The sequence below is a fragment of the Sphingobacterium sp. BN32 genome (genome assembly GCF_030503615.1).
GTDB lineage: Bacteria > Bacteroidota > Bacteroidia > Sphingobacteriales > Sphingobacteriaceae > Sphingobacterium.
Genome location: NZ_CP129963.1, coordinates 2,623,938 through 2,648,277, shown reverse-complemented (window position 1 = coordinate 2,648,277; position 24,340 = coordinate 2,623,938). Strand labels below are relative to the sequence as shown.

The window sequence follows — 24,340 nt, the reverse complement described above, 5'->3', positions numbered from 1 at the left end:
GAGGATAGCACATGAGCTTAATTAAATACCCGATAAAGAATTACCAATTCACCATGATTATGGTGCTTATGGTGATGTTGGTCGCTGCGACCTCCTTGCTCACGATGCCGAGGGCAGAGGACCCAGATATGAAAGCCGTCAGCTTCCCGGTCATTGTTGTTCAGCCAGGGACGAATCCCAAGGATATGGAGCAATTGATCGTGAAGCCCTTGGAAGCGCGATTCTACGCGTTGGATGATATCAAAAGAATAAAAACGACCATCAATAATAGCGTCGCCTTTTTCTTTGTCGAGTTCGAATATGGAACGGACTATGACGATAAATATCAGGAATTGGTGCGCGAGCTGAACGCTGCGACGCCCGAGCTGCCGGAGAATATCTACAGCATGGAAGTGCAGAAGATCGATCCTACCAATGTGTCGGTCATTCAGCTAGCGCTTGTTTCGGAAAATGCTTCAAAGACGACTATCAAAGAGCTTGCTGATAAATTGAAGCAAGACCTGGAGAAGGTTAAAGCTTTAAAGGAAGTCGAGATCTCTGGGCTTCCGGATCAGCAGATTCGCGTTGACATCGATCAGGCAAAAATAGCGGAACTTGGCATTCCGATGAATCGCATTATCCAATCGATTCAGAGTGAAAATCAAAATATCCCCGCAGGTTCTGTCATTGCGGGCGATAAAACTTTCAGCGTGAAGACTTCTGGGAATTACCAGCAAATTGAGGATATCAAGAATACGATCGTTGCGAGCGGACAGGGTAAGAATATTACGTTGAAGGAAGTCGCCAGTGTTTATCCGACTTTCGGAACGAATAACCACATTACACGTCTGAACGGTTATAATGCCGTATTGATCAATGCTGCACAAAAGATCGGGATGAATATTTCGGATACGCAAAAGGAATATTTGAAGGTCTTAGATAAATTTGAACAAACACTGCCTGACAATGTCGATATGATCGTAAATTTTGATCAGGCTAACAATGTCAATAAACGATTAGGAGGGCTGGGAATAGACTTCGCCATCGCAATCTGCTTGGTGCTTATTACGCTATTACCTCTAGGTACGCGCGCATCTTTGGTGGTGATGATCGCTATTCCGCTCTCACTCGGCTTGGGGGTTATCGCAATGAACTCCTTCGGGTACTCCTTAAACCAATTGAGTATCGTAGGATTTGTCGTTGCCCTGGGGCTGGTCGTGGATGATAGCATTGTCGTCGTTGAGAATATTGAACGCTGGATGCGTGAAGGATATAGTCGTTTGGAGGCCTCCATCAAGGGGACGGAGCAAATCGCTTTAGCAGTGCTGGGCTGTACAGTTACACTTGTTATTGCCTTTATGCCCTTGGTATTTATGCCCGAAATGGCGGGTGAGTTTATCCGCAGTATGCCTATTGCGGTTATCACCTCGGTGATCGGTTCCATGCTGATCGCCCTCCTAGTAGTTCCTTTCTTATCCAGTAAACTCCTTAAACCGCATGAGCATGAAGGAGGAAATGCAATCCTTAGGACGATGCAAAATATTATTCATAAGAGCTATGGTGTCTTTTTGGACAAAGCCTTGAAGCATCCAGGTAGAACCACCTTGATCGCATTAGCGATATTCTTAGGCTCTTTGGCTTTGATTCCGGTAGTCGGTTTCAGTTTATTTCCACCTTCGGAAAAGCCACAGTTCATGATTCATATCAGCAGTGAGCTGCAGGATAACATACAGACGACTAATCGCATTAGCAGAGAGATTGAGAAGGAGCTGAAGGGGATGGAAGATGTGAAATACTTTACGACGAATGTCGGCAAAGGTAATCCTCGGGTTTACTACAATATGCAACAGGGGCAGGAGAATGTCTCGTATGCGGATATATTCGTGCAATTGCACGACGATGTTAAGTCCAGCGATAAGATTCAAATAATTGAGAATCTGCGCAAGAAATGGACGCCCTACTTAGGAGCGAAGGTCGAGGTTCGGAATTTTGAGCAGGGGGTGCCGGTGATTTCGCCAGTAGAGATACGCATCTTTGGGGATAATCTCGATACCTTACGTTCGCTAGCAGCGAAAGCGGAAGTATTGTTGAAGAATACGCCTGGTTCGGAGTATGTCAATAACCCGATAAAAAATAACAAGACAGATATTCGGGTAAATATCAATAGGGAGAAGGCGATGGCCTTAGGGGTGCCGACTTCTTCGATCGATCAGACTATCCGTGTGGCATTGGCGGGCTATCAGGTTGGGACTTATTCGGATCCTGATAAAGACGATAATGATTATGATATCATCGTTTCTGTTCCTCGCGCAAAGGATGCCACGCTTGAAACTTTGGAAGGAATTTTTGTGGACAATGTCGCCGGGCAGGCTATTCCGCTTTCGCAGCTGGCTAGTCTGGAGTTTGAAGTATCACCTTCTAATATCTATCACATCGATAAGGAAAGAACGGTGTCGGTGAACTCCTTCGTTCAGAAAGGCTATAATAACGATGAGGTTATTAACGCGGTCATTGAACAGATGGATAAATTCCCTTTTCCTGCGGGGTATAGCTATGAAATGGGAGGTGAAGTGGAAAGTAGAGAGATGGCATTTGGAGGTTTTGGTACTATTATCCTGATTACCATCTTTATGTTTATCGCTGTATTGATTCTTGAATTCAAAACCTTTAAAAGTACGCTGATTGTACTTTCTGTGATTCCTTTGGGAATAGTAGGTGCGGTTCTCGCATTATTGGTTACTGGCAATACACTTTCTTTCGTAGCAACGATCGGTATTGTGGCTCTTGCGGGTATTGAGGTAAAGAATACTATACTTTTGGTCGATTTTACCAACCAGTTGAGAAAGGAAGGGATGGAGTTGAATGAAGCTATTGAGAAGGCTGGGGAGATTAGGTTTTTACCGATTATTTTGACTTCGCTCACCGCGATTGGCGGCTTGATGCCGATAGCCTGGTCTTCAAATCCTTTGATTTCACCTCTAGCTATTGTGATGATCGGTGGCTTGATTAGCTCAACCTTGTTGTCCCGTATCGTAACGCCTGTTGTCTATAAGCTGATTCCGCCAAAGATTGAAGTGGAAGAGGGGGCAGCAAAAGCGTAGATTAGATTAAATCGGAATCTGTTTATCGCAGAGGAGCTGCAGAACGGTAGTATATTAACGAAAATAGCCTGAATAGCGCGAGTGGACTCGCTTACTATTCAGGCTATTTTGGATTGTGTGCTTACTTAGCGTCGTAGTATTTCTGTACTTGATCCCAATTGACGATAGACCAGAAGTTGCCTACATAATCAGGACGCTTGTTTTGATATTTCAAATAATAAGCATGCTCCCAAACGTCTAAGCCTAAGATTGGCTTGCCTTGTAATGCGACGCCTTTCATCAAAGGGTTATCTTGATTTGGCGTACCGCCTACTTTCAATTTACCATTTTCTACAACCAACCATGCCCATCCGGAGCCAAACTGTGAAGTTGCAGCTTTGGCGAATTGCTCTTTAAACTGATCGAATCCACCAAAATCTTTGTTGATAGCTTGCAGTAGTGTTCCGCTAGGTTTATTATCAGCCTTTGCCGGACGTAATAATTTCCAGAACATCGCATGATTATAAGCACCGCCTGCGTTGTTTCTTAATTTAGCACTGTATTTGTCCATCGATTGGAAGATACTTTTCGCATCTTTCGCTTGAACTTTCTCTTCCGCGATAGCATCATTTGCATTTTTTACATACGCACCGTAATGTCTCTCGTAGTGAATCTGCATGGTTTGTGCATCGATAGCACCTTCTAATGCATTAAATGCATAACCAAGGGGTTCCATTTCGAACTTAAACGCTGTTTGACCCAACCCTAAAAGGCTCTCAGTTGCGCCGGAGTTCTTTGCTATTAATACGCCTGCGGCTAATCCTAAGCTATTTTTGATGAAATTTCTTCTGTTTGCCATTTTATAATTATTAGTTTTTTCTTGTTCAATAGTTTTAAAATTATGTTCTAAAGATAATTGTTAAAACAATGAATACATTGTTAAATTTTTGTGAATTCGTCACAAAAGCGTCATATGGGTTATTATTGAATTGCGATAAATAAGGATCAGCTAAAAAGGCCGCTCGTGTAGAGCGGCCCTTTTTTGTTTTTCCGAGAAATCGAAAGATATAGGGTGTTAACTTTTGTCTTCGATGCTGCGGTAATATTCTCTTTTTAAATCTTCAAAACGTTTTTTCCATTCCTCAGAAACACCACTTGCAATGGTCTTGAGTCGTTTTAATTGATAGGAAAGGACAATAGATCCGATACCCGAGGAGATAATGGCAAGCCCGGTCCATACGACGAGCGTAAATCCTGCAAAAACAGGGTTCCAGATCAGGATAAAACTGAATAGAATTCCCATGACCGCAAATGCGGTAATCCAGCGCCATTGCCGAACCCCATAAGCTTTCATGTCCATGGAAAGGGATAGCAGTTGAAATGACTTGAACATCGTGTAGAATCCAAGGATGAGCGGTAAAGTTGCTATAGAAATGGCTGGATTTCCTAATAAAATACATCCAAATAATGCGTTGATTACGCCTCCAGCTAAGTACCATCCCCAACCTTCAATCTCATTTCTATTGTTCAGTGCAAAGATGATTTCCATTAATCCGGAAATTAAAAAGTACATACTGAAGATGCTTGCTAAGGCTAAATAGGATGCAAGCGGACTAGCTAATGTATAGATACCTAATATAATAAGCAGGATTCCAATGATAAGCGGGATGTACCATTGTTTAATGGAGCTTTGGATTGTTTTCAAAAATCGTGTTTCCATAAAAAAAAGGTTAAATAGCTGTTTGAACAATTAGTCGAATTAGTCAAACATTGATTAAAGTTATATAAAATTTAGGTAAAAGGGAGGAAGTATTAATACTGATTTTTGGTAATTATAAAGATTGAGTTAAATTATCTTTATTTGAACAATGTTGTTTACCGAGTGTTTATAAAATAAAATGACGATGAAAAAATTATTGATATTTGGAATCCCTTTTTTAATGTTCTCTTGCAATCAGGAGACTAAACAGTCGCAAAATACGAGCAACCTGCCAACGACTGAACCTTTACCCTCATCGGCTTCGTCGAGCACTCCTGCAGGCTTGCCTGAAGGGGCGAAGAGTTTTATAGAAACACATTTTCCGGAAGCCGGAATTACCAAAACGGAGGACAAGATGTCGCCATCAAAGGATGGAACAATGCACGAAGCGAAACTGAGCGAGGGTACAGAAATAGACTTCGATAAAGACGGTAACTGGACGGAGATCAGTACGGAAGGTATGGTCGCTATTCCATTAGCGGTCCTTCCAAAGGCTATTCAGGACCATTTGAATGCTAACTTTAATGGATTGGCAGTTCAATCAGCCGATAAAGAACTAACGGGTTATGAGTTGGAATTGGCGAACGAAACGGAACTGTTCTATGATTTGAATGGCAAGTTCATACGTCAGGGGAGATAAGCACTGGCAGGATAAAAGAAAAGGGCTATCGTAGTGATAGCCCTTTCTTTTTTAGTATTTACTGTTTATCCTAAGCTTAATAAGCTTTCTTCTAAAATCTGGATCTTCGCTTCTGCGTCAGCTTTCTTGTTTTTCTCGTTTTCTACGATTTCAGGTTTCGCATTTTGAACAAAACGTTCGTTAGAAAGCTTTTTATCTACCGAATTCAGAAATCCCTTTAAGTATTCGATTTCTTTTCCGATGCGTTCTTTTTCCGCATCGACGTCGATATTATTCTCCAATGCTACATAGCATTCGTTCTTACCTGCCAAGAAACTTACCGCTCCGGATACTTTTTCATTGACGAAAGTTAAATCCTCGATATTTGCTAGTTTAATGATGCTCTCTTTAAACTTTGCATAGTCCAATTCCGCACCATTGATAGCCAATGGAAGTGCGATTTTTGGAGAGATACCTTTTGAATTGCGGATATTGCGGACTTCGGAGATAATCTGTTGAACAATCGTGAAGTCTTTGATAATCTTCTCGTCGAATCCTTCAACCGAAGGAAAATCAGCGACAATGATACAGTCTTTTGTATCACGTTGTCCGAATAACTCATCATGCCATAATTCTTCCGTTAAGAAAGGCATGAACGGGTGTGCAAGTTTCAATACTTTTTGGAACAGTGCTTTTACCGTTTCTAACGTTTCAGCTTCGATAGGAGCTTGATAAGCCGGTTTTACAAGCTCTAAATACCATGCACAGAAATCATCCCAAATCAATTTATAAGTTGCCATTAAAGCATCTGATAAACGATAGTTAGCAAAGTGTTCATCAATTTCTGCAAGCGCTTGGTTAAAGCGGCTTTCGAACCATTGAGCAGCAGTTTTTTGTGCTTCGGTAGCTGGAGCGTCCGTTGTGTCCCATCCTTTTACCAGACGAAACGCATTCCATATCTTATTGGCGAAGTTACGTCCTTGTTCACAGTAAGAAACATCGAACATCAAGTCGTTTCCAGCTGGTGAAGATAATAGCATTCCTACGCGAACACCATCAGTACCATACTGCTCCATCAATTCGATTGGATCAGGCGAGTTGCCTAATGACTTAGACATCTTGCGGCCTAATTTATCGCGAACAATACCGGTCAGATATACGTTGCGGAAAGGCGGCTTCTGCGTATAGTCATGCCCCATGATGATCATACGTGCTACCCAGAAGAATAAAATCTCAGGAGCAGTAACTAGATCATTGGTTGGGTAGTAGTATTTGAATTCTTCGTTCTCTGGATTTCTAACACCGTCGAATACAGATAGCGGCCATAGTCCGGAAGAAAACCAGGTGTCCAGTACATCGTCTTCCTGACGAATCCCTGACGCTGACTTTCCTTGTTGCTCAAACTCAGCGATAGCTTCGGCCTCTGTTTTAGCAACAACCCATTCGTTCTTATCGTTGAACCAAGCAGGAATGCGCTGTCCCCACCAAAGCTGACGAGAAATACACCAGTCTTTAACATTCTCCATCCAATGTTTGTAGGACGCAAAGAACTTATCTGGAATCAACTTAATCTCGCCGTTTTCTACATATTCTAATGCTGGTTTTGCCAGGTGGTCCATCTTCAAGAACCACTGCATGGATAGCTTGGGTTCAATAGCAGCATCTGTACGCTCTGAAAATCCTACTTGCGATTTATAATCTTCAATCTTTTCAATCTGTCCAGCTTCTTCTAATAAAGCGACAACTTTCTTGCGTGCAGCAAAGCGATCTTCGCCTACTAATATTTGTGCTTTCTCGTTTAATGTACCGTCATCATTTAAGATGTCGATAACTTCAAGATTATGTTTTTGGCCTAACTCGTAGTCATTTAAGTCGTGTGCTGGCGTTACTTTTAGACATCCCGTACCGAATTCCATCTCAACGTATTCATCCTGGATCACAGGAATCTCACGGTTTACTAGGGGCACTAACACTGATTTTCCTTGTAAATGCTTATATCGCTCGTCCAATGGATTGATACAAATTGCTGTATCGGCCATAATAGTCTCCGGACGCGTTGTCGCAATGATGATATTCTCTTCGCTATCCTTGATAAAATAGCGTACGTAGTAGAGCTTCTGGTTTACTTCTTTACGGATAACTTCTTCATCTGAAAGGGCTGTTTTACCTTGTGGGTCCCAGTTTACCATACGAACGCCACGGTAGATATACCCTTCTTTGTAAAACTTAATGAATGTATCGATAACCGCTTCGGACAGATCAGGATCCATGGTAAACTTCGTGCGATCCCAGTCACAAGAAGCACCAAGCTTTTCCAATTGTTTCAAGATAATACCTCCGTATTTCTCTTTCCATTCCCAAGCGTATTTTAAGAACTCTTCGCGCGTAATAGATTTCTTATCGATTCCTTTTTCCTTTAGCATAGCGACGACTTTAGCCTCTGTCGCAATGGAGGCATGGTCGGTTCCAGGAACCCAGCATGCGTTTTTACCCTGCATACGTGCGCGACGGATCAACACATCTTGGATCGTGTTGTTCAACATGTGGCCCATATGCAACACACCAGTTACGTTTGGTGGCGGCATTACGATAGTGTATGGCTCTCGCTCATCAGGAACAGAACGGAAGAACCCGTTTTCCATCCAATAAGAATACCATTTGTCTTCTGCTTCTCTAGGATTGTACGTTTTTGCTATGCTCATTATCTAATTATAAATAATCTAAAAAGGAGTACAAAAATACGGATTTAACTGCTCATTTCCCATTAACTATACGCAAATAAATGAGCATTCATTAATATAATGTATAAAAATTGTTAAGAAAAGATTTACAGTCCTGAATTAAATGTAAATTTGCGCGTTTAGCGTATCACTTTCACATGCAAGATGTTGTAAATGAGCTAAAAGCCTTTGTTAGATTTTTTGGTTTTTGGCTACTTATTTGTTTTATCGACCGTGTAATATTTATTACCGTCTTTTTTGATAAGATTGGAGGGGCGAGCAGCAAGGAAATATTCCGGATGTTCTATCATGGCTTAAGCCTCGACTTGTCGACTGTCGCTTATATTAGCGCATTACCCTTCTTAGTTTATTGTTTAATTTCCTTCGTTAAGAAATGGAAATTCAGCCGTAAGGCACTTGATATCTACACCTTAGTTGTTCTTATCTTATTTTTTGTCGTTTCTTTTATTAATGTTAATGTTTATAGGGAATGGGGCGATAAGATCTCGAAGCGTGCAATTGATGCATTCTTTGCATCTCCTTCCGGTGCTATTGCATCCGCAGAATCTACGCCAGTCTTTCTCCCTATTTTAGGCATCTTCCTAGGCATCTTCGGCTCGTATTATCTCTATCTACGTCTTTTCAAAAATGAAGCGTTTGGAAATATTCGAACCTATTGGGGTATGGGGCTTCGCCTTCTTATTGGCGCATTTATCATCTTTACATTTATACGTGGCGGTTATGGCCGTGCGACTTTAAATCCAAGTAAAGCATATTATTCGGAAGAGGCGTTTAACAATCATGCAGCGGTAAGCACCCAATGGGCGCTCCTGCGTGACTATTTCAAAAGTAGCACCTTATTGAAGTCTCCATATCGATATTATCCAGACAGTGAGGACCTCTCGAAATACCTTCAACCTGTCTTTGCTAGCAACCCGGATTCGACTGTCAACATTTTGACCACTCAAAGGCCTAATATTGTTTTCGTGCTGTTAGAAGGTTTTGTAGGCGACCTAGTCGAATCGATGGGAGGCGAAAAAGGGATAACGCCACATATGGAAACCTTTATCAAAGAAGGCGTATTCTTCGATCATATTTATTCGGCATCTGATCGTTCAGATAAAGGGGTGATTGGCACCTTTAGTGCATTCCCCGCTCAGGGACCGGAAAGCGTAATCAAGTACATCAGCAAGCACGAGAACATGCATGCTTTTATGCAAGAGTTGGATTCCGCGGGCTATCATAACTCTTTTTATCATGGTGGGCAAAGCGAGTTTTATAACGTTAAATCCTACATGCTAACCCATGGTGTAGAGCGCGTTGTCGACAATGCGAATTTCTCGCCAACAGAAGAAAGGGTATCCTGGGGAGTAACCGATGCTGTCGTTCTTAACCGCATGATCAAAGACCTTCAAAAAGAGCAAACGCCATTCTACAGCAGCATATTTACTTTGGTTAACCACGAGCCTTTTCAGTTAAAAGGAGCCTATAAGTTTGGCTCCGATAATAACGCCAATAAGTTTAGAAGTACTGCTTATTATACCGATTCCGTACTGAATGATTTCGTGCAGCAGGCTAAGAAAGAAGCTTGGTATAAGAATACCTTGTTTGTGATGATTGCCGATCATGGACATCGTCTTCCTGCTGAGAAATACGAAATATCACATCCAAATCGTTTCCACATCCCACTGCTGATGTTCGGCGAAGTAATTAAGCCTGAATATCGGGGTAAGAAGATATCGAGGATAGGGAGTCAAACGGATTTAGCAGCAACCCTTTTGAAGCAACTCGGCTTACCCAGCAACCATTATGTATGGAGCCGCGACTTGTTCAATCCAACGACCCCGCAGGTCGCTTTTTACAATTCAAAGGATGCTTTTGGGATCATTACGCCCGAGCAGACGATTTCCTACGACAATGTTGGAAACGTGATCAACTATAAGGCCAGCGCTGACTATCCTGTGGCGAAGAGCGACAGCCTTTTGAATATCGCTAAAGCTTATTATCAATCGGTTTACAAGCAATTTTTACAGTATTAAAATGAAGGGAAAAATTATCCTCAAGGGACTGTTTGCCCCATATATCGCGTTGATCATACGCTTTGCAATGATGTTGCTGATTTATCAGATACTGCGGGTCGGTTTCTATATTTACAACGTCGATCAGTTTCCGCATGTGACCTTTTCAGAGATGATTCGCATGATGAGCGGTGGACTAAAGTTTGATCTTGCGGCTTTATTTTATCTCAATAGCTTGTATATCCTCATGATGGCGATTCCTTTGCCTTTTAAATATAAGGCAAGCTATCAAAAGGTCGCCAAGTGGGTATTCATCATTACGAACAGCATCGGGATAGGACTTAACCTGATTGATTATGCTTATTACCCCTTCACTTTAAAACGCACTACAGGAACCGTGTTCAGCCAGTTTGCCAATGAGCAAAACCTGTTCAAGCTAATGACTGATTTCCTAATCGGATATTGGTATTTGTTATTGGAGTTTGTGGTCATCGTCTGGGTATTGATCAAGCTTTACGACCTCATCAAGATCGAATACAAGCGATTCACAGGATGGACATTCTACACCGTACATCTTGTTTCTTTGTTAATCGTGGCTTTCCTTTTTGTAGGGGGAGTTCGCGGGGGCTGGGCACATAGTACCCGTCCGATCACACTTAGCAATGCCGGAGATTATGTGAAATCGCCGGAGGAGATGAATATCGTGTTGAATACACCGTTTTCCATTCTGAAAACATTGAAAGCGGTGACCTTGAAAGAGAAAAATTACTTTCCGGAAAATGAATTACAGGCCATCTATCCTGTTATACATCAACCGAAAGATTCAGCGGAATTCAAACCCTTAAATGTGGTTTTCTTAATCATGGAGAGCTTCGGGAAAGAGCATATCGGGTTCTTCAATAAAGAGCTCGATGCTGGAAAATACAAGGGCTATACACCCTTCCTGGATTCCCTTATCCAACAATCCTATACCTTTACGCGTTCCTATGCAAATGGCCGTAAATCCATCGATGCCCTGCCTTCTATCATCACCGGAATTCCTTCCATTGCTGAGCCTTTTGTCCTGTCGATTTATTCAGGAAATAAAACGACGAGCATCGCGAAACTATTAGGAGAGAAGGGCTATGAAACGGCGTTTTTCCATGGCGCACCGAACGGTAGCATGGGCTTTTCGGCCTATATGCAGTTGGCTGGAATTAAGAATTACTTTGGAAAGAACGAATATAACAATGACGATGATTTCGATGGTATTTGGGGAATATGGGATGAGCCGTTCATGCAATTCATGGCGAAAAAGATAGATACCTTTAAACAGCCTTTCTTCAGCAGCTTCTTCTCCTTATCCTCCCATCATCCCTTTAAGGTTCCGGAAGAATATGCCGGAAAATTCCCGAAAGGCAAACTGCCGCTTCATGAGCCCATCGGCTATGCTGATCATGCATTACGCCAATTTTTCAATACCGCTTCCAAAAGCGACTGGTATAATAATACCCTATTTGTTATCGTGGCAGACCATGCGAGCATGATTCATTTTCCTGAATACAATACCGCGCCAAATTTCTTTGCCATTCCGATCATATTCTATTATCCAGGCGGAGAACTTAAAGGCTTGTCGGATAAGTTAGTCCAACAAATCGATATCATGCCGACGGTTCTGAATTACCTGCAATATGATAAACCATACTTTGCTTTCGGTTCAGATGCCTTTGATCCACGACGCGATAACTTCTTGGTCAATAATATCGGAGGGAGCTACAATTTCTTTATGGGCGATTACTTCATGACCTTCGACAATGAGCGCCCGAGTTCATTACACAACTTAAAAACAGATCCCTCGCTATCGAAAGATTTAATGAACGAAGAACCGCAAACGCTTGATTCGCTGAAACGACATTTAGAGGCGTTTATCCAGCAGTACAACAATCGAATGATCCATAACAAGCTTACGGCAGAATAAGGCCACCTAGTCCTTTAGTTTGCCGCCGAATTTATAGCGTAGCGTAAATTGCTGTTGATTGTCTATCTGTCCGGACGAGAAGTGAAAGGAAGCAGTAAACTTACCTTCGATCTTATCAGATTTGAAGGGCATCCAACCAAGATCCAATCGATCGTAACGATCGCGATGGTAAAAGGAGTCGCCGTTTGGAAGATTTAAAGCATCGCCAAGGTATAGCGTGTTGGCAACAAAGAATCGCTTATAGCCCAAGTGAATGTTTGAGATAAAGCCAGTTCCTTTATTATCGTATTCCGAACGTAGTCGGTCGTATCCAAAGGCCGCACCAGCATCGATGGTTAATGAATCTAAGAACGTCTTCTCGCTTAAGTCTACACCAAGTTTCAACATCAGAATAGCATTATCTTGAATATGCTCATCCAAGCTGTCATTGCTCGTTAAAGCATTGTGATAAAGCAAACCGTCATTGCTGATATAGAAGTTCCCTATGCTATACTTACCTGAAATACCGGCAACAAATTGTTCCCGCTTCGTGTAACTTTGTTTGCTCAGCCAATCGATGTAAACCGCTTGCTTGAAGTTGCTGTTCCTATACTGGAAATACATCCCCTCCACATTCGGTCGGTCGTACATCAGGGTATCCGCCAATACCATTTTCGGAACATCTTTCAATCGCTCATAACGAGGGATAAATCCAATAGCAAAATCTACATGGTCGGTTGCATAGTTGTAATAGGCTATTGGCTTGACACGTACCTGATTATCCCCATGCGTTCCGAATTCCTGATTTACATGAACACCTCCATAAACACGATGTTTTTCTTCCAGCTGGAAATAAAGATGCGGGGATAGGGTCGCTCCAAATAGCGTTTTTGGAACGGTATATGGAGCTTGATACTCACGATTATCTGCGTAGCCCAAAAAATCCACAGCATAGCCGATCTGTTGTGCTTGGGTACTGTTTATAAATCCTGATAGCATGAATAGGAGGAAGGCGCTTAGAAGAGGGTACTTATTAGTGAACATGTTAAGAATTAAGAGTATTGCAGTATTTCTGCAAATATAAAGATAGGGAACAAATAAAAGAAGCCATCCTTTTGGGATGGCTTCTTTTCTACATATTCGATTTGGGAGACTATACCTCCAATAATAATCTTGCAGGATCTTCTAACAGTTGTTTTACACGAACTAGGAAGCTTACAGACTCACGACCGTCAATGATACGGTGATCGTAAGATAATGCAATGTACATCATCGGACGAATTACTACTTGACCGTTTTCAGCGATAGGGCGCTGCACGATATTGTGCATACCTAAGATTGCTGATTGCGGCGCATTGATGATAGGAGTAGACATCATCGATCCAAATACACCACCGTTAGTGATTGTAAATGTACCGCCAGTCATTTCTTCAATCGTCAATTTGTTGTCGCGAGCTTTACCAGCTAATTCAGCGATTGCTTTTTCGATTTCATATAATGCCATCGATTCAGCATTTCTGATTACTGGAACTACCAGTCCTTTTGGCGCAGAAACAGCGATAGAGATGTCTGCGAAATCAGAATAAACGATTTCGTTTTCTTCGATACGCGCGTTGACTGCCGGCCATTCTTTCAATGCAGTGGTAACTGCTTTTGTAAAGAATGACATAAAGCCTAGACCAATGCCGTGTTTTTCTTTAAATGTATCTTTGTATTTCGCTCTTAAGTCCATGATCGGCTGCATGTTTACTTCGTTGAACGTAGTCAACATCGCAGTCTCATTTTTAACAGCTACTAAGCGCTTAGCGATCGTTTTACGCAATGAGCTCATTTTCTCACGGCGTTCATTTCTTGAGCCAGCAACTACAGGGGCAGCAGCAGGAGCAGGGCTTGCCGCAGGTTTTGCAGCAGCAGCCTTAGGCGCAGAAGCTTGTGCTTTCTCTGCATCCTCTTTCGTGATTCTACCGTCTTTACCTGTACCTTTGATGGTAGAAGGATCAATACCCTTTTCTCTTAAAATCTTCGCAGCAGCAGGAGATGCAGTACCAGCAGCGTAAGTTTCTGGGCTTTCATCTTCTTCCGCTTTTGCAGCAGCAGGAGCAGCTTCTTTTGCAGGAGCTTCTTCTTTTTTCTCACCTGAAGCAGCAGGAGCATCGCCGTCTTCGATTGTACAAACAACCGCACCAATCTCTAAGGTGTCGCCTTCTTGTGCAATGATACGTAAGATACCAGCTTTCTCTGCAGGTAGTTCAAAAGTAGCTTTATCTGATTCCAATTCAGCGATATTCTCGTCCATCTCGACGTAATCGCCATCTTGTTTTAGCCATTGGGCTAAAGTCACTTCTGTAATTGACTCTCCAACTGTAGGGACTTTAATTTCTAAGCTCATATGTTATTCTTTTAAACCAGCCGTTCTATCCTATAAAGATACAACGGCTGGTTAAATAAATTGTTTATTCGAATGATTTATTTACGATTGCTTCTTGTTGCGCAACATGTTTTTTCATATATCCTGTTGCCGGACTACCGCTAGCAGTACGTGCTATATAATCGGTAAATTCGATATCTGTTTTACGTAATGTGCGGCAGTAATAAGGCCATGCGCCCATGTTCTCATTTTCCTCCTGCACCCAGATAAATTCTTTCGCCTTGTTGTATTTCTTGTGGATAGCTTTCAATTGCTCGATTGGGCTAGGGTATAACTGCTCAATTCTAACAATAGCTACGTCGGTACGTTTATCGGCTTGTTGTTTCTCCAATAGATCGTAGTAGATCTTTCCAGAACAGAACAATACACGCTTAACGGATGCTGCTTTTACATAGCTGTCATCAATAACTTCTTGGAAGTTTACTTTTGTGAAGTCTGCTAATTTAGAAACCACTTTTGGATGACGTAATAAGCTTTTTGGAGTGAATACCACTAATGGCTTACGGAAGTCGCGAACTAACTGGCGACGTAGTAAGTGGAAGTAGTTTGCAGGAGTAGTACAGTTCGCAATGATTAAGTTGTCGTTTGCACATAATTCCAAGAAACGCTCGATACGACCTGAAGAGTGTTCAGGACCTTGACCTTCCATACCATGAGGCAGCATCATCACCAATCCATTCGAACGCTTCCATTTTGTTTCCGCACTACTTAAGTATTGGTCAACGATAATTTGAGCACCATTGTAGAAGTCACCAAACTGTGCTTCCCAAATCGTCAATGCACTAGGGTTTGCCAATGCATAACCATACTCAAAACCTAAGACCGCATACTCTGATAATAAAGAGTTATAAATATTGAAACGCTCACCACCATTAACTTGCGCTAATGGAATGTATTTCTCTTCTGAATCTTCTAATGTTAATACCGCGTGACGGTGGGAGAATGTTCCACGTTGAACATCCTGACCGGAGATACGAACGCGTTTTCCTTCATTCAATAAAGTCGCGTAAGCCATCAACTCGCCCATCGCCCAATCGTAAGAATCATTTTTGATCATCGCCGCGCGATCTTCGAATAATTTTGAAATCTTACGGAAGAATTTCTTGTCTTTAGGAAGTGTAGTAATCTCCGTCGCTAAAGTCAGGAATTCTTTCTCAGAAACTTTAGTAACAGCTTCACTGAAGATATCAGTCTTCTTAGCTTGACGAAGACCTTTCCACGCTCCACCAAACATCGGAACCTCATCCTCTAAGCTGTCCGTTTGCTTCGATTCGTCTAATTGCGATTGTAAATAATCTTTAAATTCTTTCTCTACCGCCTTTGCATATGCAGCGTCAATCGTACCTTCTTCCTGAAGTTTTTTCGCATAAACTTCTTTCGGATTAGCATGCTTCTCGATCGCTTTGTACAACAACGGCTGAGTGAACTTAGGCTCATCAGCCTCATTGTGGCCATAACGTCTATAGCACAATAAGTCGATGAAAACATCAGTCTTGTATTTCTGACGGTATTCTACCGCTAAATTTATCGCATAAACTACCGCTTCAGCATCATCACCATTCACATGGAATACTGGTGAAGAAGTAATCTTCGCAACGTCTGTACAGTATGTTCCAGAGCGTGCATCTTTATAGTTTGTCGTGAAACCTACCTGGTTGTTGATAACGATATGAATCGTACCACCAGTGCGGTAACCTTCAAGCTTAGACATTTGAGTAACTTCGTAAACAACGCCTTGCCCAGCAATAGCCGCATCCCCATGAATTAGGATTGGTGCGATCTTCGACGCGTCCCCATCATATTTCATGTCGATTTTAGAACGAACAATACCCTCAACAATTGGATCTACAGTTTCCAAATGTGATGGGTTTGGCGCCAATGACAGGTGAATTTGTTTACCTGAGTCTGTTGTGATATCCGAAGAATAACCTAGGTGGTATTTTACGTCTCCACCAAATTGCAATTCAGGGTCTTCCTCCGCATACATCTTACCTTCAAATTCCGAAAGGATAGTTTTATAAGGTTTGCCCATGATGTTTGCCAATACGTTCAAACGACCACGGTGAGCCATACCGATCATGAACTCTTGTATACCTAGGTTTCCACCTTTTTCCAATACCGAGTCAAGCGCAGGAATCAAGGCTTCCGCACCTTCTAAAGAGAAACGCTTTTGACCTAAGAATTTTGTTCCTAGGAAGTTTTCAAAAACGACTGCTCTATTCAATTTCTTTAATATACGTTCTTTCGTTTCCTTATCGTAGTTCGGCTTGTTGCGATCAGCCTCCATACGGTCTTGAAGCCATTTAATCTTCTCTGGGTTACGAATGTATTTGAACTCCGCCCCAATTGAACGGCAATAAGTATCTTCAATCAATTGGCGAATGTCGCGCAATTTCGCCGGACCTAAACCAACCTCAACACCTGCGTTGAAGACAGTGTCCATGTCAGCTTCTGATAATCCGAAAGTTTCTAACTCTTTGCCAGGGTAGTATTTGCGACGCTCGCGAACTGGGTTTGTGTGTGTGAAAAGGTGACCACGGTCTCTATACCCGTGAATCATATTAAGAACATCGATTTCTTTCAAAGCGTGTTCTGATACATTTTCAACATCTACAGAACCTGAAACGCCTTCAGAACCTTGTCCAAATTCAAATCCTTCAAAAAACTTTTGCCAGCCAAAGTCTACTGCGTTTGGATCGGCTTTGTACGCTTGATATAATCCATCGATATAACTCGAATCGGCATTACTCAAATATGTCAATTTGTCCATGTGGATAGGTAAGATAAAATTTTGCCAAATTTATAAATAATAATAGAGTTTTCCTCATTTAATACCGATAAAATACAATGTTTTAACGGGATTTTCGACAATTATTAATTATTTAAAATTAATTGTCGACTTTAAATAAATAACCTATGTTTAGTTGTAAATAAGACAAGATTTTAGTATGTAAATTTATAATTATGCTTTCTGTGTTTCTAGTTTTTTTGCAAGCTCCTGCCAGCTGCTCGCCCCGTTCTCTTTGTCGCTCGTTCCGACACCGGCAACATGCGACCAATACCCATAGTTTGAAGCCGGATTATAGTCAAGCAGATGCTCTTCAAAAAATGAAGCACCTAACAACCAATTGTTGCTGATCTCTTGTATGTAGTAACTCGCTAATAGACGACGATTTAAATAGGTCAGATTTCCGCTCTGTAATAGTTGAGCCATCGTGTCGTCGATCAACTCTTCGCCCGTCGTACCGTTCATCCATTTGCGGATAGCGTCCGAATCCAGTTCTTTCGAAAAATTTTTATCTTCTTGGAATCCATTTGGCTTAAAGTAGATATTCGGATACTTCTTCAACATAAAGCGGAAATAATCTCTCCACAATAGTGCAGTGAGTAGGCGCTCATAGCGTTTCTTATTCTGGCTGAGATTCGATCGAATCATCTCATCATACACAAACATCGGCGATAAAGCACCAACCGAAATATAAGGGGAGATATAAGTAAAGTTTCTACAATCAGTGAAGTTGGGATCCAGAAGCTGTGCCAGTTTCTCAATTGCTTTTTCCTCTCCGCCTTCAAAGGACCGACCTTCCAAAGCCTGGATTTCTTCCGCTGTAAAACCTAAGCTCGACAAACTAGGCAATTCGGTCGCTTCCAAATGTTGCGGACTGGCAATGGCTGAAGGCGCAGGTAAAGGCTTGCGCACCATGCTTTCACGTTCGATTTTTTTTCTGAAAATATTGAATTTGTTGGGAATGTCTTTGATCGGAAAGGGGAGGTCTTCTTTGTGGTATAGCGTGTGACCAATAAAGTGTTTAAGATTTATTTTATTGTCCCAGAGTGCCGCTTCCACAAGCTCCGAGACCATTGTCTCTCGATAGGCAACTTCGCGGTGATGATAAACCTCATCGACTTCATACTTCGCGCACAGCTGCGGGAGAATCTCTTCGGGATATCCAACAAACGTCATTAAGTCGCTCTGCATCCCTTGCAATTTTTCTTTTAAATAGGAAACCGATTCTAAGAGGAAGGATGCACGCAAGATGCCGGTATTCTTTTGCTCGTACTTGTTGGTTTTAAAATAGCGTGGATCAAAGCAATAAACAGGGATAATTAGGTCGGATTTATTTATCGCCTCCACTAAAACTTCGTTATCATGCAAACGTAAATCATTCCTGAACCAAACTAATACAACTTTCTTACCCATTTTAAATTTATTCCCCAAATAGTGCTTTGAAACAAATATAAGGTATCAAACCCATCCACGCTTGGTACAGGCCGTATTTTTACACGCTGTAGACAATGCTTTTTCCGAACGCGATTCTTTTCGCTAGCTCTCCATAACTTTCATTCCTTTCGGTTTTCGACGGGAAAGTTGAAAGTTTTTCGAGAAATTGTTTTCATTTGTAAAATTATCAAAAAGAATAAACATTCGTCTTCGCTTGGCTGTTAATGGAAACAAGATGGAAACGTAATTGTGGATTTTGAAGGAAGATCGATGGAAGTAATCATATCCGGGCTAAATTCCTATTTAGGAAAAAGAGCCATGAGTAATTTAAATAAGGAGGATTTTCAAGTACATGGCTTAGTGCGCGATGTAGACTTATTCCGCGCCCGATCTACGGAAGAGCCTACTGGAACCTTAAATAAAGTAGATCTTTTAAGGAGAGGAAAAGAGTTCGATGAATTCAGATTGGAGAAAGATGCCGATTTAGCCATTTATATCACCCACGTTCCTGATCTAGGGGAAGTGGTCAATTTAAATTTAGAAATCGTAACGCTCAGGAATTTCATTGAATTAGCGCGGCGCAACGGATGCAAGAGAATTCTCTACATTGCGCGCTTGATGGATAAGCCTTTTATTCATGCAATCAGTTCGGTACTGGAATCCTGTGGTATCGATTATACCATCGTGCTCAAAAATCTTGCAATTGGCAAAGGAAGTGTGCTCGATCGCTATATGCGCCAAGTGCTTCATAGCAAATATTTACCATACGATTCTGCCCTTGCGAAATTGAAATTCAGCCCCATTTCGGCACTCGATTTATTACGCTGGATTTATAATGTCGATTGGCATAAAAACTTTATCAATCAAGTTATAGAAATTGGCGGACCCAATACGCTGACCATACAAGAGATGTTTCGACTATATCGGAAGAATTTATTCCCCAATTCGCCCGTAAAGAGCATCAAACTCCCGCATTCGATTATGAGTATCCTCTACAAGAAGTTTTATCATATTAACTCGGAAGACCTCATCGAATTTAAACGATTGATGGAAAGGGAATATCCGATTGATAATTCGCATTGGAAACAGATTATTCTTTTTTCCTTTACCCCCCTCGACCAGGTAATTAGTGGCGGTTAACGCCGTTCTAAATTTCCATTATAAGCTGATTTGCGTTACATTTGTAGTTAAGCTATTTTATTGATATGGGCTATAAAAGCTTACACGAATGTGTAATTGATCTTGAAAACAACGGACATTTAATCAGAATAAAAGAAGAGGTAGACCCCTACCTCGAAATGGCCGCTATTCATATGCGTGTTTATGATGCGCAGGGACCTGCAATCTATTTCGAAAACATCAAAGGGTCCAAGTTTCCGGCAGTGTCGAATTTATTTGGAACGTTGGAGCGATCGAAATTTATGTTCAGGGACTCCTTAGACCATGTCAAACGATTGGTGGATGTCAAAATGAACCCGATGTCGGTACTGAAAAATCCTTTTCGATATGCGGGATCTTCTATGGTCGCTCTAGGGGCACTTCCCTGGAAGAAAAAATCCAACGCACCAATCCTTTACGGCCGCACGAGCATTGCGGAACTTCCACAAATTGTAAACTGGCCAATGGATGGTGGTCCTTTCGTGACCATGCCGCAGGTTTATACCGAAGACATCACGAAACCAGGTATTATGAATGCCAATTTGGGAATGTATAGAATTCAGTTGGCAGGAAACGATTATATACAAAACGAAGAAATTGGTCTGCACTATCAATTGCATCGTGGAATCGGTGTGCATCAAACCAAGGCTAATCAGTTAGGAAAGCCATTGAAAGTCAGTATATTCGTCGGAGGACCTCCTTCGCATCCACTGTCTGCGGTGATGCCCTTGCCGGAGGGATTATCGGAGATGATATTTGCCGGAACGCTAGGAAACCGTCGCTTCCGCTATTTTTATGATGACGAGGGATTTTGTATCTCTGCAGATGCCGACTTTGTTATAACAGGGACGGTATATCCCAACGAAAATAAACCCGAAGGACCTTTCGGTGATCATATCGGTTATTATTCCTTAGTGCATGACTTCCCGTTAATGAAGGTGCATAAGGTCTACCATAAAAAAGATCCAATTTGGTCGTTTACGGTCGTGGGCCGTCCGCCACAGGAGGATACCAGCTTTGGCGCGCTGATCCACGAAATAACAGGAAATGCTATCCCGCAGCAGATTGCTGGCTTGCATGCCGTTCATGCGGTCGACCCTGCTGGTGTTCACCCGCTGCTTTTTGCGATAGGAAGCGAACGCTACACCCCATATCAAAAGGTCGAAAGACCGCAGGAGCTGCTTACAATTGCTAACCAAATTTTAGGAACAAACCAACTGAGCTTAGCGAAGTTCTTGTTCATCTCCGCTTTTGAGGATAACCCAAAACTCGATATCCACGATATTGAAGGATTTTTTACCCATATTTTTGAACGCATCGATTTAACACGCGATCTACACTTCCTGACCAATACCACCATTGACACGTTGGACTATACAGGCGATGGTTTAAATGCAGGATCGAAAGTGACCTTCGCTGCGGTAGGGGATAAGAAACGTGAACTTGCTCGTTCCTTGCCTGCAGGTTTTGATCTTCCGCGCCCTTTCCAACATGCTAAACTTGCATTACCGGGTATGGTTGTCGTGGATGGAAAGGCATTTAGTACCTATGCGGAAGAGGCAAAAGTATTAGAGGAATGGACTAATGCTGCGAAAACAGCCGACTGGACCGGTATTCAATGTATTGTCCTTGCCGATGATGCGGGCTTTGTTGCCGAAAATGTCAATAACTTTGTTTGGACAACATTCACAAGAAGCAATCCTTCTCACGATATCTATGGTATCGATAGCTTTACCGAATACAAACATTGGGGATGCCGCGGCCCGGTAATCATCGACGCCAGAGCAAAACCGCATCATGCACCCGATCTGATCAAAGATCCTGCGGTTGAACGCCGCGTCGATCAGTTAGGCGCCAAAGGCGGCTCTTTGCACGGAATTATATAAGGAAATAGAAGCGCAAGGCTTTTAAACTCCATACTCATGCCTTCAAATAATCGGTACTTGCTGATTAGTTGGAGGCATTTTCTTGTTGTTTAATGTCCATGTCTAGCCTGCACTCCTAATTTTTCTTAACAAACATGAAAGCCGGTTTGCGAGGAATAAAGCTCCATCGTTAAAGCTTAGTTCTAGATAGCTTCCAATTACACCCAATACAAAGCCCAATCAAAGCCCTTCCAGAACGGGTTTGATTGGGTTTTACATTGGGTTTGAAAGGGCTTTGAAAGGGAAGTGACTTAATTCAGCTTGAACTGTTGTCTATCGATATACAATCCAAAGTCAACTTTATCCCAAGAAATATATCCGGTTTTGCTGACATTTAGTTTTCTAGGATTTTTAACAACTAAAACCTGTGCCTTGCCGATAACGGTTGCTTTATTCTTGTAAACTAATAGAGCTGTTCCCTCATCGATACCTATTGCGGCAAGTTTTGGATAGCTCGCTAGGGTAGAAAATAGTCGCGTGTACCGACTTCTGGCAATAAAATGCTGATCGACAATTGCATTTTTTAAGAAACCCATGCCTTCAGATATCTCTACGATGTCATGCTTTAGTTGGCCAAAAGGGTTGCGGTCATTGTTCGAATGCGCAGGTTTTCCAGTAATCATTTTTTCACTCATGATGGCGGCGCCAGCACTTGTCCCTGCAATTAACGAACCCTGCTGATAAGCCTGGTGCAAGGCGGTATAAAGTTCACTGTCCTTCACAATGGACATAAACCTGTTCTGATCTCCACCTGTTATAAAAATCAGCTTCGCGCGCCGTACAGAGTCAACAAGCCTCAGATTGGCAGTCATCGCTCTATCGAAGTTGATGCTGCTGATATGCTTTGCGCCGGAAGCTTGAAATTGTTTCGCTATTGCTTCAGTTGATTCGACGGGTAGCTCGCTCGACATAGGAAGGACCATGATATAATCATCCGGGGTTAAGTTGGACTCGGAAATCATCGCTTTAATCAATTCTTCCCCGCGTTCACCACCACCGATTATAAATAGTTTTCCTTTCGGAGCTCCCCCGTCGGCAAAGACAGGGAGGCTTGTCAGGAGCGAAAGAATGATCCATAGGATATTTTTTCTAATCATCTTTTAATAGTTTGGATTTTGAACAATGTTTTTATTTACCTGAATCTCCAAATTCGGCAACGGAAGATTGTACTGCGCTTGGCTTGGAGTTAATGTTTTAGCACCTGAAGCATTTACGATGTCCTCGTTTGGCCGCTCAATGTTCTTTTTCCTGCGCTTCAAATCGAAGAATCGGTGTCCTTCGAATGCTAACTCTTTAAATCTTTCATCTTCAATTTCCTGTAGCAATTGTGCTTTATTACTAATGTTGACATTGCTGTAGCCTTTAATTCTCGCTTTTCTTAACACATTTAGGTCATCATTTCCATTTCCTTGACTTTCCGTTTTTGCCTCGGCGCGGATCAAATACATTTCGGCAGTTCGGAACAGCTTAATGTCGACTAGGCGCGGTGTTGCCGCGGTCCCACCGATAAACTTATTGACTAGGTATTTAGACTTGTTTCCTGTCCTCTCCGGGGCATATTTGATATAGGACGCAAAACGCACATCATTGGTTCTGTCAAACATGTTGATTAGCTTAAAAGCAGGCGCATATAAGACATAATCTCCGCTTTCACGATAATAGAAATCGCCAATTCTAGAGTTGGTAGTTCCTACTCTTTTCAACTTCCAGACAACCTCTTTATTCGACTTGTCGAGCCATATATCTGCGAATTCCGTCGTTGTCGCTAGCGGAAGGGCATCAATCACTTCAGTCGAAAAAGTAATTGCTTCTGGCCAGTTTTTTTCATAAAGTGCAACGCGGGCTTGCAAGGCAGAAACTGCGGTTCTGGTCATTCGCGTCATATCTTTCAAACTCGGCTCGATTAAGGTCTTGGCATTTGTTAGGTCTGCCTTCACATTGGCGATTACTTCTTGGAATTTCGGGCGTGAAGGATAGCTAATTTCTGAAACCGTCATATAGGGAATCCCCAGCTGGTCATTTTCATAGCCTGAAGCATAGGCTCTCAACAGCTCAAAGTGTAGATAGGCACGCAGTGCAAGAAGTTCGCCTTTGTATTTTGGTAGTTGTGCATCGTCGCTGCCGGCACTAATGCGCTCTATCGCTGCCAGCACACGATTGATGCCGTCAATAGCTTTGTAAGCCGAATTGTAGAAGGATGTTACGGAACCATTGGCACCGGTATAAAACCAGCGAAACGCGTCTGAATTTCCAACAGTGTTTTCGATGGGATACATATTTTCGTCAGAAACGGTCGAACTCAATTGCCCCATGTTATTTTCTAGAAGTGCATATACACCAATAACCCCCATATTTACGTCTGCCGCATTGCGAAACGCTTTTGTTGGGTCGATAGAATCGGTTGGTTTCAGTTCTAGTTTTGTGCAAGATCCGAATATACTGCTCACAATAGCGAACAAAAGAACGATGGATATATTTTTGTTTTTATGCATGATG

General features: G+C 42.1%; 15 protein-coding genes. 6 read left to right on the top strand and 9 right to left on the bottom strand.

Translation table 11 applies throughout. The features are described 5' to 3' along the window. Positions 1-11 precede the first annotated feature (11 nt). Complete coding sequence (locus QYC40_RS11170; RefSeq protein ID WP_301990327.1) at positions 12-3,080, top strand: efflux RND transporter permease subunit; 3,069 nt, start codon at positions 12-14, stop codon at positions 3,078-3,080. 121 nt (positions 3,081-3,201) lie between these two features. Here the strand turns inward: QYC40_RS11170 and QYC40_RS11165 are convergent, their stop codons facing one another. Then, positions 3,202-3,918, bottom strand: a complete 717-nt coding sequence (locus QYC40_RS11165) for a superoxide dismutase (RefSeq protein ID WP_301990326.1) — start codon at positions 3,916-3,918, stop codon at positions 3,202-3,204. Positions 3,919-4,134: 216 nt separating this feature from the next. Continuing rightward, on the bottom strand, positions 4,135-4,779 hold the full coding sequence (locus tag QYC40_RS11160; RefSeq protein WP_301990325.1) for an HdeD family acid-resistance protein: 645 nt from the start codon (positions 4,777-4,779) through the stop codon (positions 4,135-4,137). Positions 4,780-4,963: 184 nt separating this feature from the next. Between QYC40_RS11160 and QYC40_RS11155 the strand changes: the two genes are divergently transcribed. Further along, complete coding sequence (locus QYC40_RS11155; RefSeq protein ID WP_301990324.1) at positions 4,964-5,458, top strand: PepSY-like domain-containing protein; 495 nt, start codon at positions 4,964-4,966, stop codon at positions 5,456-5,458. Between the two features lie 65 nt (positions 5,459-5,523). Here QYC40_RS11155 and QYC40_RS11150 read toward each other — a convergent pair whose 3' ends face one another. Then, positions 5,524-8,139 carry a valine--tRNA ligase gene (locus QYC40_RS11150; protein ID WP_301990323.1) on the bottom strand — a complete coding sequence of 872 codons (2,616 nt, stop codon included), beginning with the start codon at positions 8,137-8,139 and terminating at the stop codon, positions 5,524-5,526. A 176-nt stretch (positions 8,140-8,315) separates the two neighbouring features. Here QYC40_RS11150 and QYC40_RS11145 point away from each other — a divergent pair, with 176 nt between their 5' ends. Together QYC40_RS11145 and QYC40_RS11140 are read left to right on the top strand one after the other, a co-directional pair. Then, positions 8,316-10,196 carry an LTA synthase family protein gene (locus tag QYC40_RS11145; RefSeq protein WP_301990322.1) on the top strand — a complete coding sequence of 627 codons (1,881 nt, stop codon included), beginning with the start codon at positions 8,316-8,318 and terminating at the stop codon, positions 10,194-10,196. 1 nt (position 10,197) lies between these two features. Beyond that, positions 10,198-12,132, top strand: coding sequence for an LTA synthase family protein (locus QYC40_RS11140; RefSeq protein ID WP_301990321.1), 1,935 nt, complete (start codon positions 10,198-10,200; stop codon positions 12,130-12,132). A 6-nt stretch (positions 12,133-12,138) separates the two neighbouring features. Here the strand turns inward: QYC40_RS11140 and QYC40_RS11135 are convergent, their stop codons facing one another. From QYC40_RS11135 to QYC40_RS11120, 4 genes are all read right to left on the bottom strand, one after another. Then, positions 12,139-13,110 carry a hypothetical protein gene (locus tag QYC40_RS11135; RefSeq protein WP_301990320.1) on the bottom strand — a complete coding sequence of 324 codons (972 nt, stop codon included), beginning with the start codon at positions 13,108-13,110 and terminating at the stop codon, positions 12,139-12,141. A 154-nt stretch (positions 13,111-13,264) separates the two neighbouring features. After that, positions 13,265-14,500 carry a 2-oxoglutarate dehydrogenase complex dihydrolipoyllysine-residue succinyltransferase gene (gene odhB / locus QYC40_RS11130; protein WP_301990319.1) on the bottom strand — a complete coding sequence of 412 codons (1,236 nt, stop codon included), beginning with the start codon at positions 14,498-14,500 and terminating at the stop codon, positions 13,265-13,267. A gap of 64 nt (positions 14,501-14,564) precedes the next feature. Further along, positions 14,565-17,309 carry a 2-oxoglutarate dehydrogenase E1 component gene (locus QYC40_RS11125; RefSeq protein WP_301990318.1) on the bottom strand — a complete coding sequence of 915 codons (2,745 nt, stop codon included), beginning with the start codon at positions 17,307-17,309 and terminating at the stop codon, positions 14,565-14,567. Positions 17,310-17,501: 192 nt separating this feature from the next. Beyond that, positions 17,502-18,740 carry a deoxyribodipyrimidine photo-lyase gene (locus tag QYC40_RS11120; RefSeq protein WP_301990317.1) on the bottom strand — a complete coding sequence of 413 codons (1,239 nt, stop codon included), beginning with the start codon at positions 18,738-18,740 and terminating at the stop codon, positions 17,502-17,504. A 291-nt stretch (positions 18,741-19,031) separates the two neighbouring features. Between QYC40_RS11120 and QYC40_RS11115 the strand changes: the two genes are divergently transcribed. Both QYC40_RS11115 and QYC40_RS11110 read left to right on the top strand, forming a co-directional pair. After that, positions 19,032-19,901 (top strand): SDR family oxidoreductase, encoded by an 870-nt coding sequence (locus QYC40_RS11115; RefSeq protein WP_301990316.1) that lies wholly within the window; start codon positions 19,032-19,034, stop codon positions 19,899-19,901. A gap of 65 nt (positions 19,902-19,966) precedes the next feature. After that, positions 19,967-21,805, top strand: coding sequence for a UbiD family decarboxylase (locus QYC40_RS11110; protein ID WP_301990315.1), 1,839 nt, complete (start codon positions 19,967-19,969; stop codon positions 21,803-21,805). Between the two features lie 290 nt (positions 21,806-22,095). Here QYC40_RS11110 and QYC40_RS11105 read toward each other — a convergent pair whose 3' ends face one another. Continuing rightward, a complete protein-coding gene (locus QYC40_RS11105) occupies positions 22,096-22,941 on the bottom strand; it encodes a cyanophycinase (RefSeq protein ID WP_301990314.1) in 846 nt (281 codons plus the stop codon). A gap of 3 nt (positions 22,942-22,944) precedes the next feature. Beyond that, on the bottom strand, positions 22,945-24,336 hold the full coding sequence (locus tag QYC40_RS11100) for a RagB/SusD family nutrient uptake outer membrane protein (RefSeq protein ID WP_301990313.1): 1,392 nt from the start codon (positions 24,334-24,336) through the stop codon (positions 22,945-22,947). Positions 24,337-24,340: the final 4 nt, after the last annotated feature.

Bases quoted from the DNA above. Each gene is read 5' to 3' on its own strand.
- QYC40_RS11170 (WP_301990327.1), top strand. From the start codon at position 12: ATGAGCTTAATTAAATACCCGATAAAGAATTACCAATTCACCATGATT.
- QYC40_RS11165 (WP_301990326.1), bottom strand. From the start codon at position 3,918: ATGGCAAACAGAAGAAATTTCATCAAAAATAGCTTAGGATTAGCCGCA.
- QYC40_RS11160 (WP_301990325.1), bottom strand. From the start codon at position 4,779: ATGGAAACACGATTTTTGAAAACAATCCAAAGCTCCATTAAACAATGG.
- QYC40_RS11155 (WP_301990324.1), top strand. From the start codon at position 4,964: ATGAAAAAATTATTGATATTTGGAATCCCTTTTTTAATGTTCTCTTGC.
- QYC40_RS11150 (WP_301990323.1), bottom strand. From the start codon at position 8,139: ATGAGCATAGCAAAAACGTACAATCCTAGAGAAGCAGAAGACAAATGG.
- QYC40_RS11145 (WP_301990322.1), top strand. From the start codon at position 8,316: ATGCAAGATGTTGTAAATGAGCTAAAAGCCTTTGTTAGATTTTTTGGT.
- QYC40_RS11140 (WP_301990321.1), top strand. From the start codon at position 10,198: ATGAAGGGAAAAATTATCCTCAAGGGACTGTTTGCCCCATATATCGCG.
- QYC40_RS11135 (WP_301990320.1), bottom strand. From the start codon at position 13,110: ATGCTATCAGGATTTATAAACAGTACCCAAGCACAACAGATCGGCTAT.
- odhB (WP_301990319.1), bottom strand. From the start codon at position 14,500: ATGAGCTTAGAAATTAAAGTCCCTACAGTTGGAGAGTCAATTACAGAA.
- QYC40_RS11125 (WP_301990318.1), bottom strand. From the start codon at position 17,309: ATGGACAAATTGACATATTTGAGTAATGCCGATTCGAGTTATATCGAT.
- QYC40_RS11120 (WP_301990317.1), bottom strand. From the start codon at position 18,740: ATGGGTAAGAAAGTTGTATTAGTTTGGTTCAGGAATGATTTACGTTTG.
- QYC40_RS11115 (WP_301990316.1), top strand. From the start codon at position 19,032: ATGGAAGTAATCATATCCGGGCTAAATTCCTATTTAGGAAAAAGAGCC.
- QYC40_RS11110 (WP_301990315.1), top strand. From the start codon at position 19,967: ATGGGCTATAAAAGCTTACACGAATGTGTAATTGATCTTGAAAACAAC.
- QYC40_RS11105 (WP_301990314.1), bottom strand. From the start codon at position 22,941: ATGATTAGAAAAAATATCCTATGGATCATTCTTTCGCTCCTGACAAGC.
- QYC40_RS11100 (WP_301990313.1), bottom strand. From the start codon at position 24,336: ATGCATAAAAACAAAAATATATCCATCGTTCTTTTGTTCGCTATTGTG.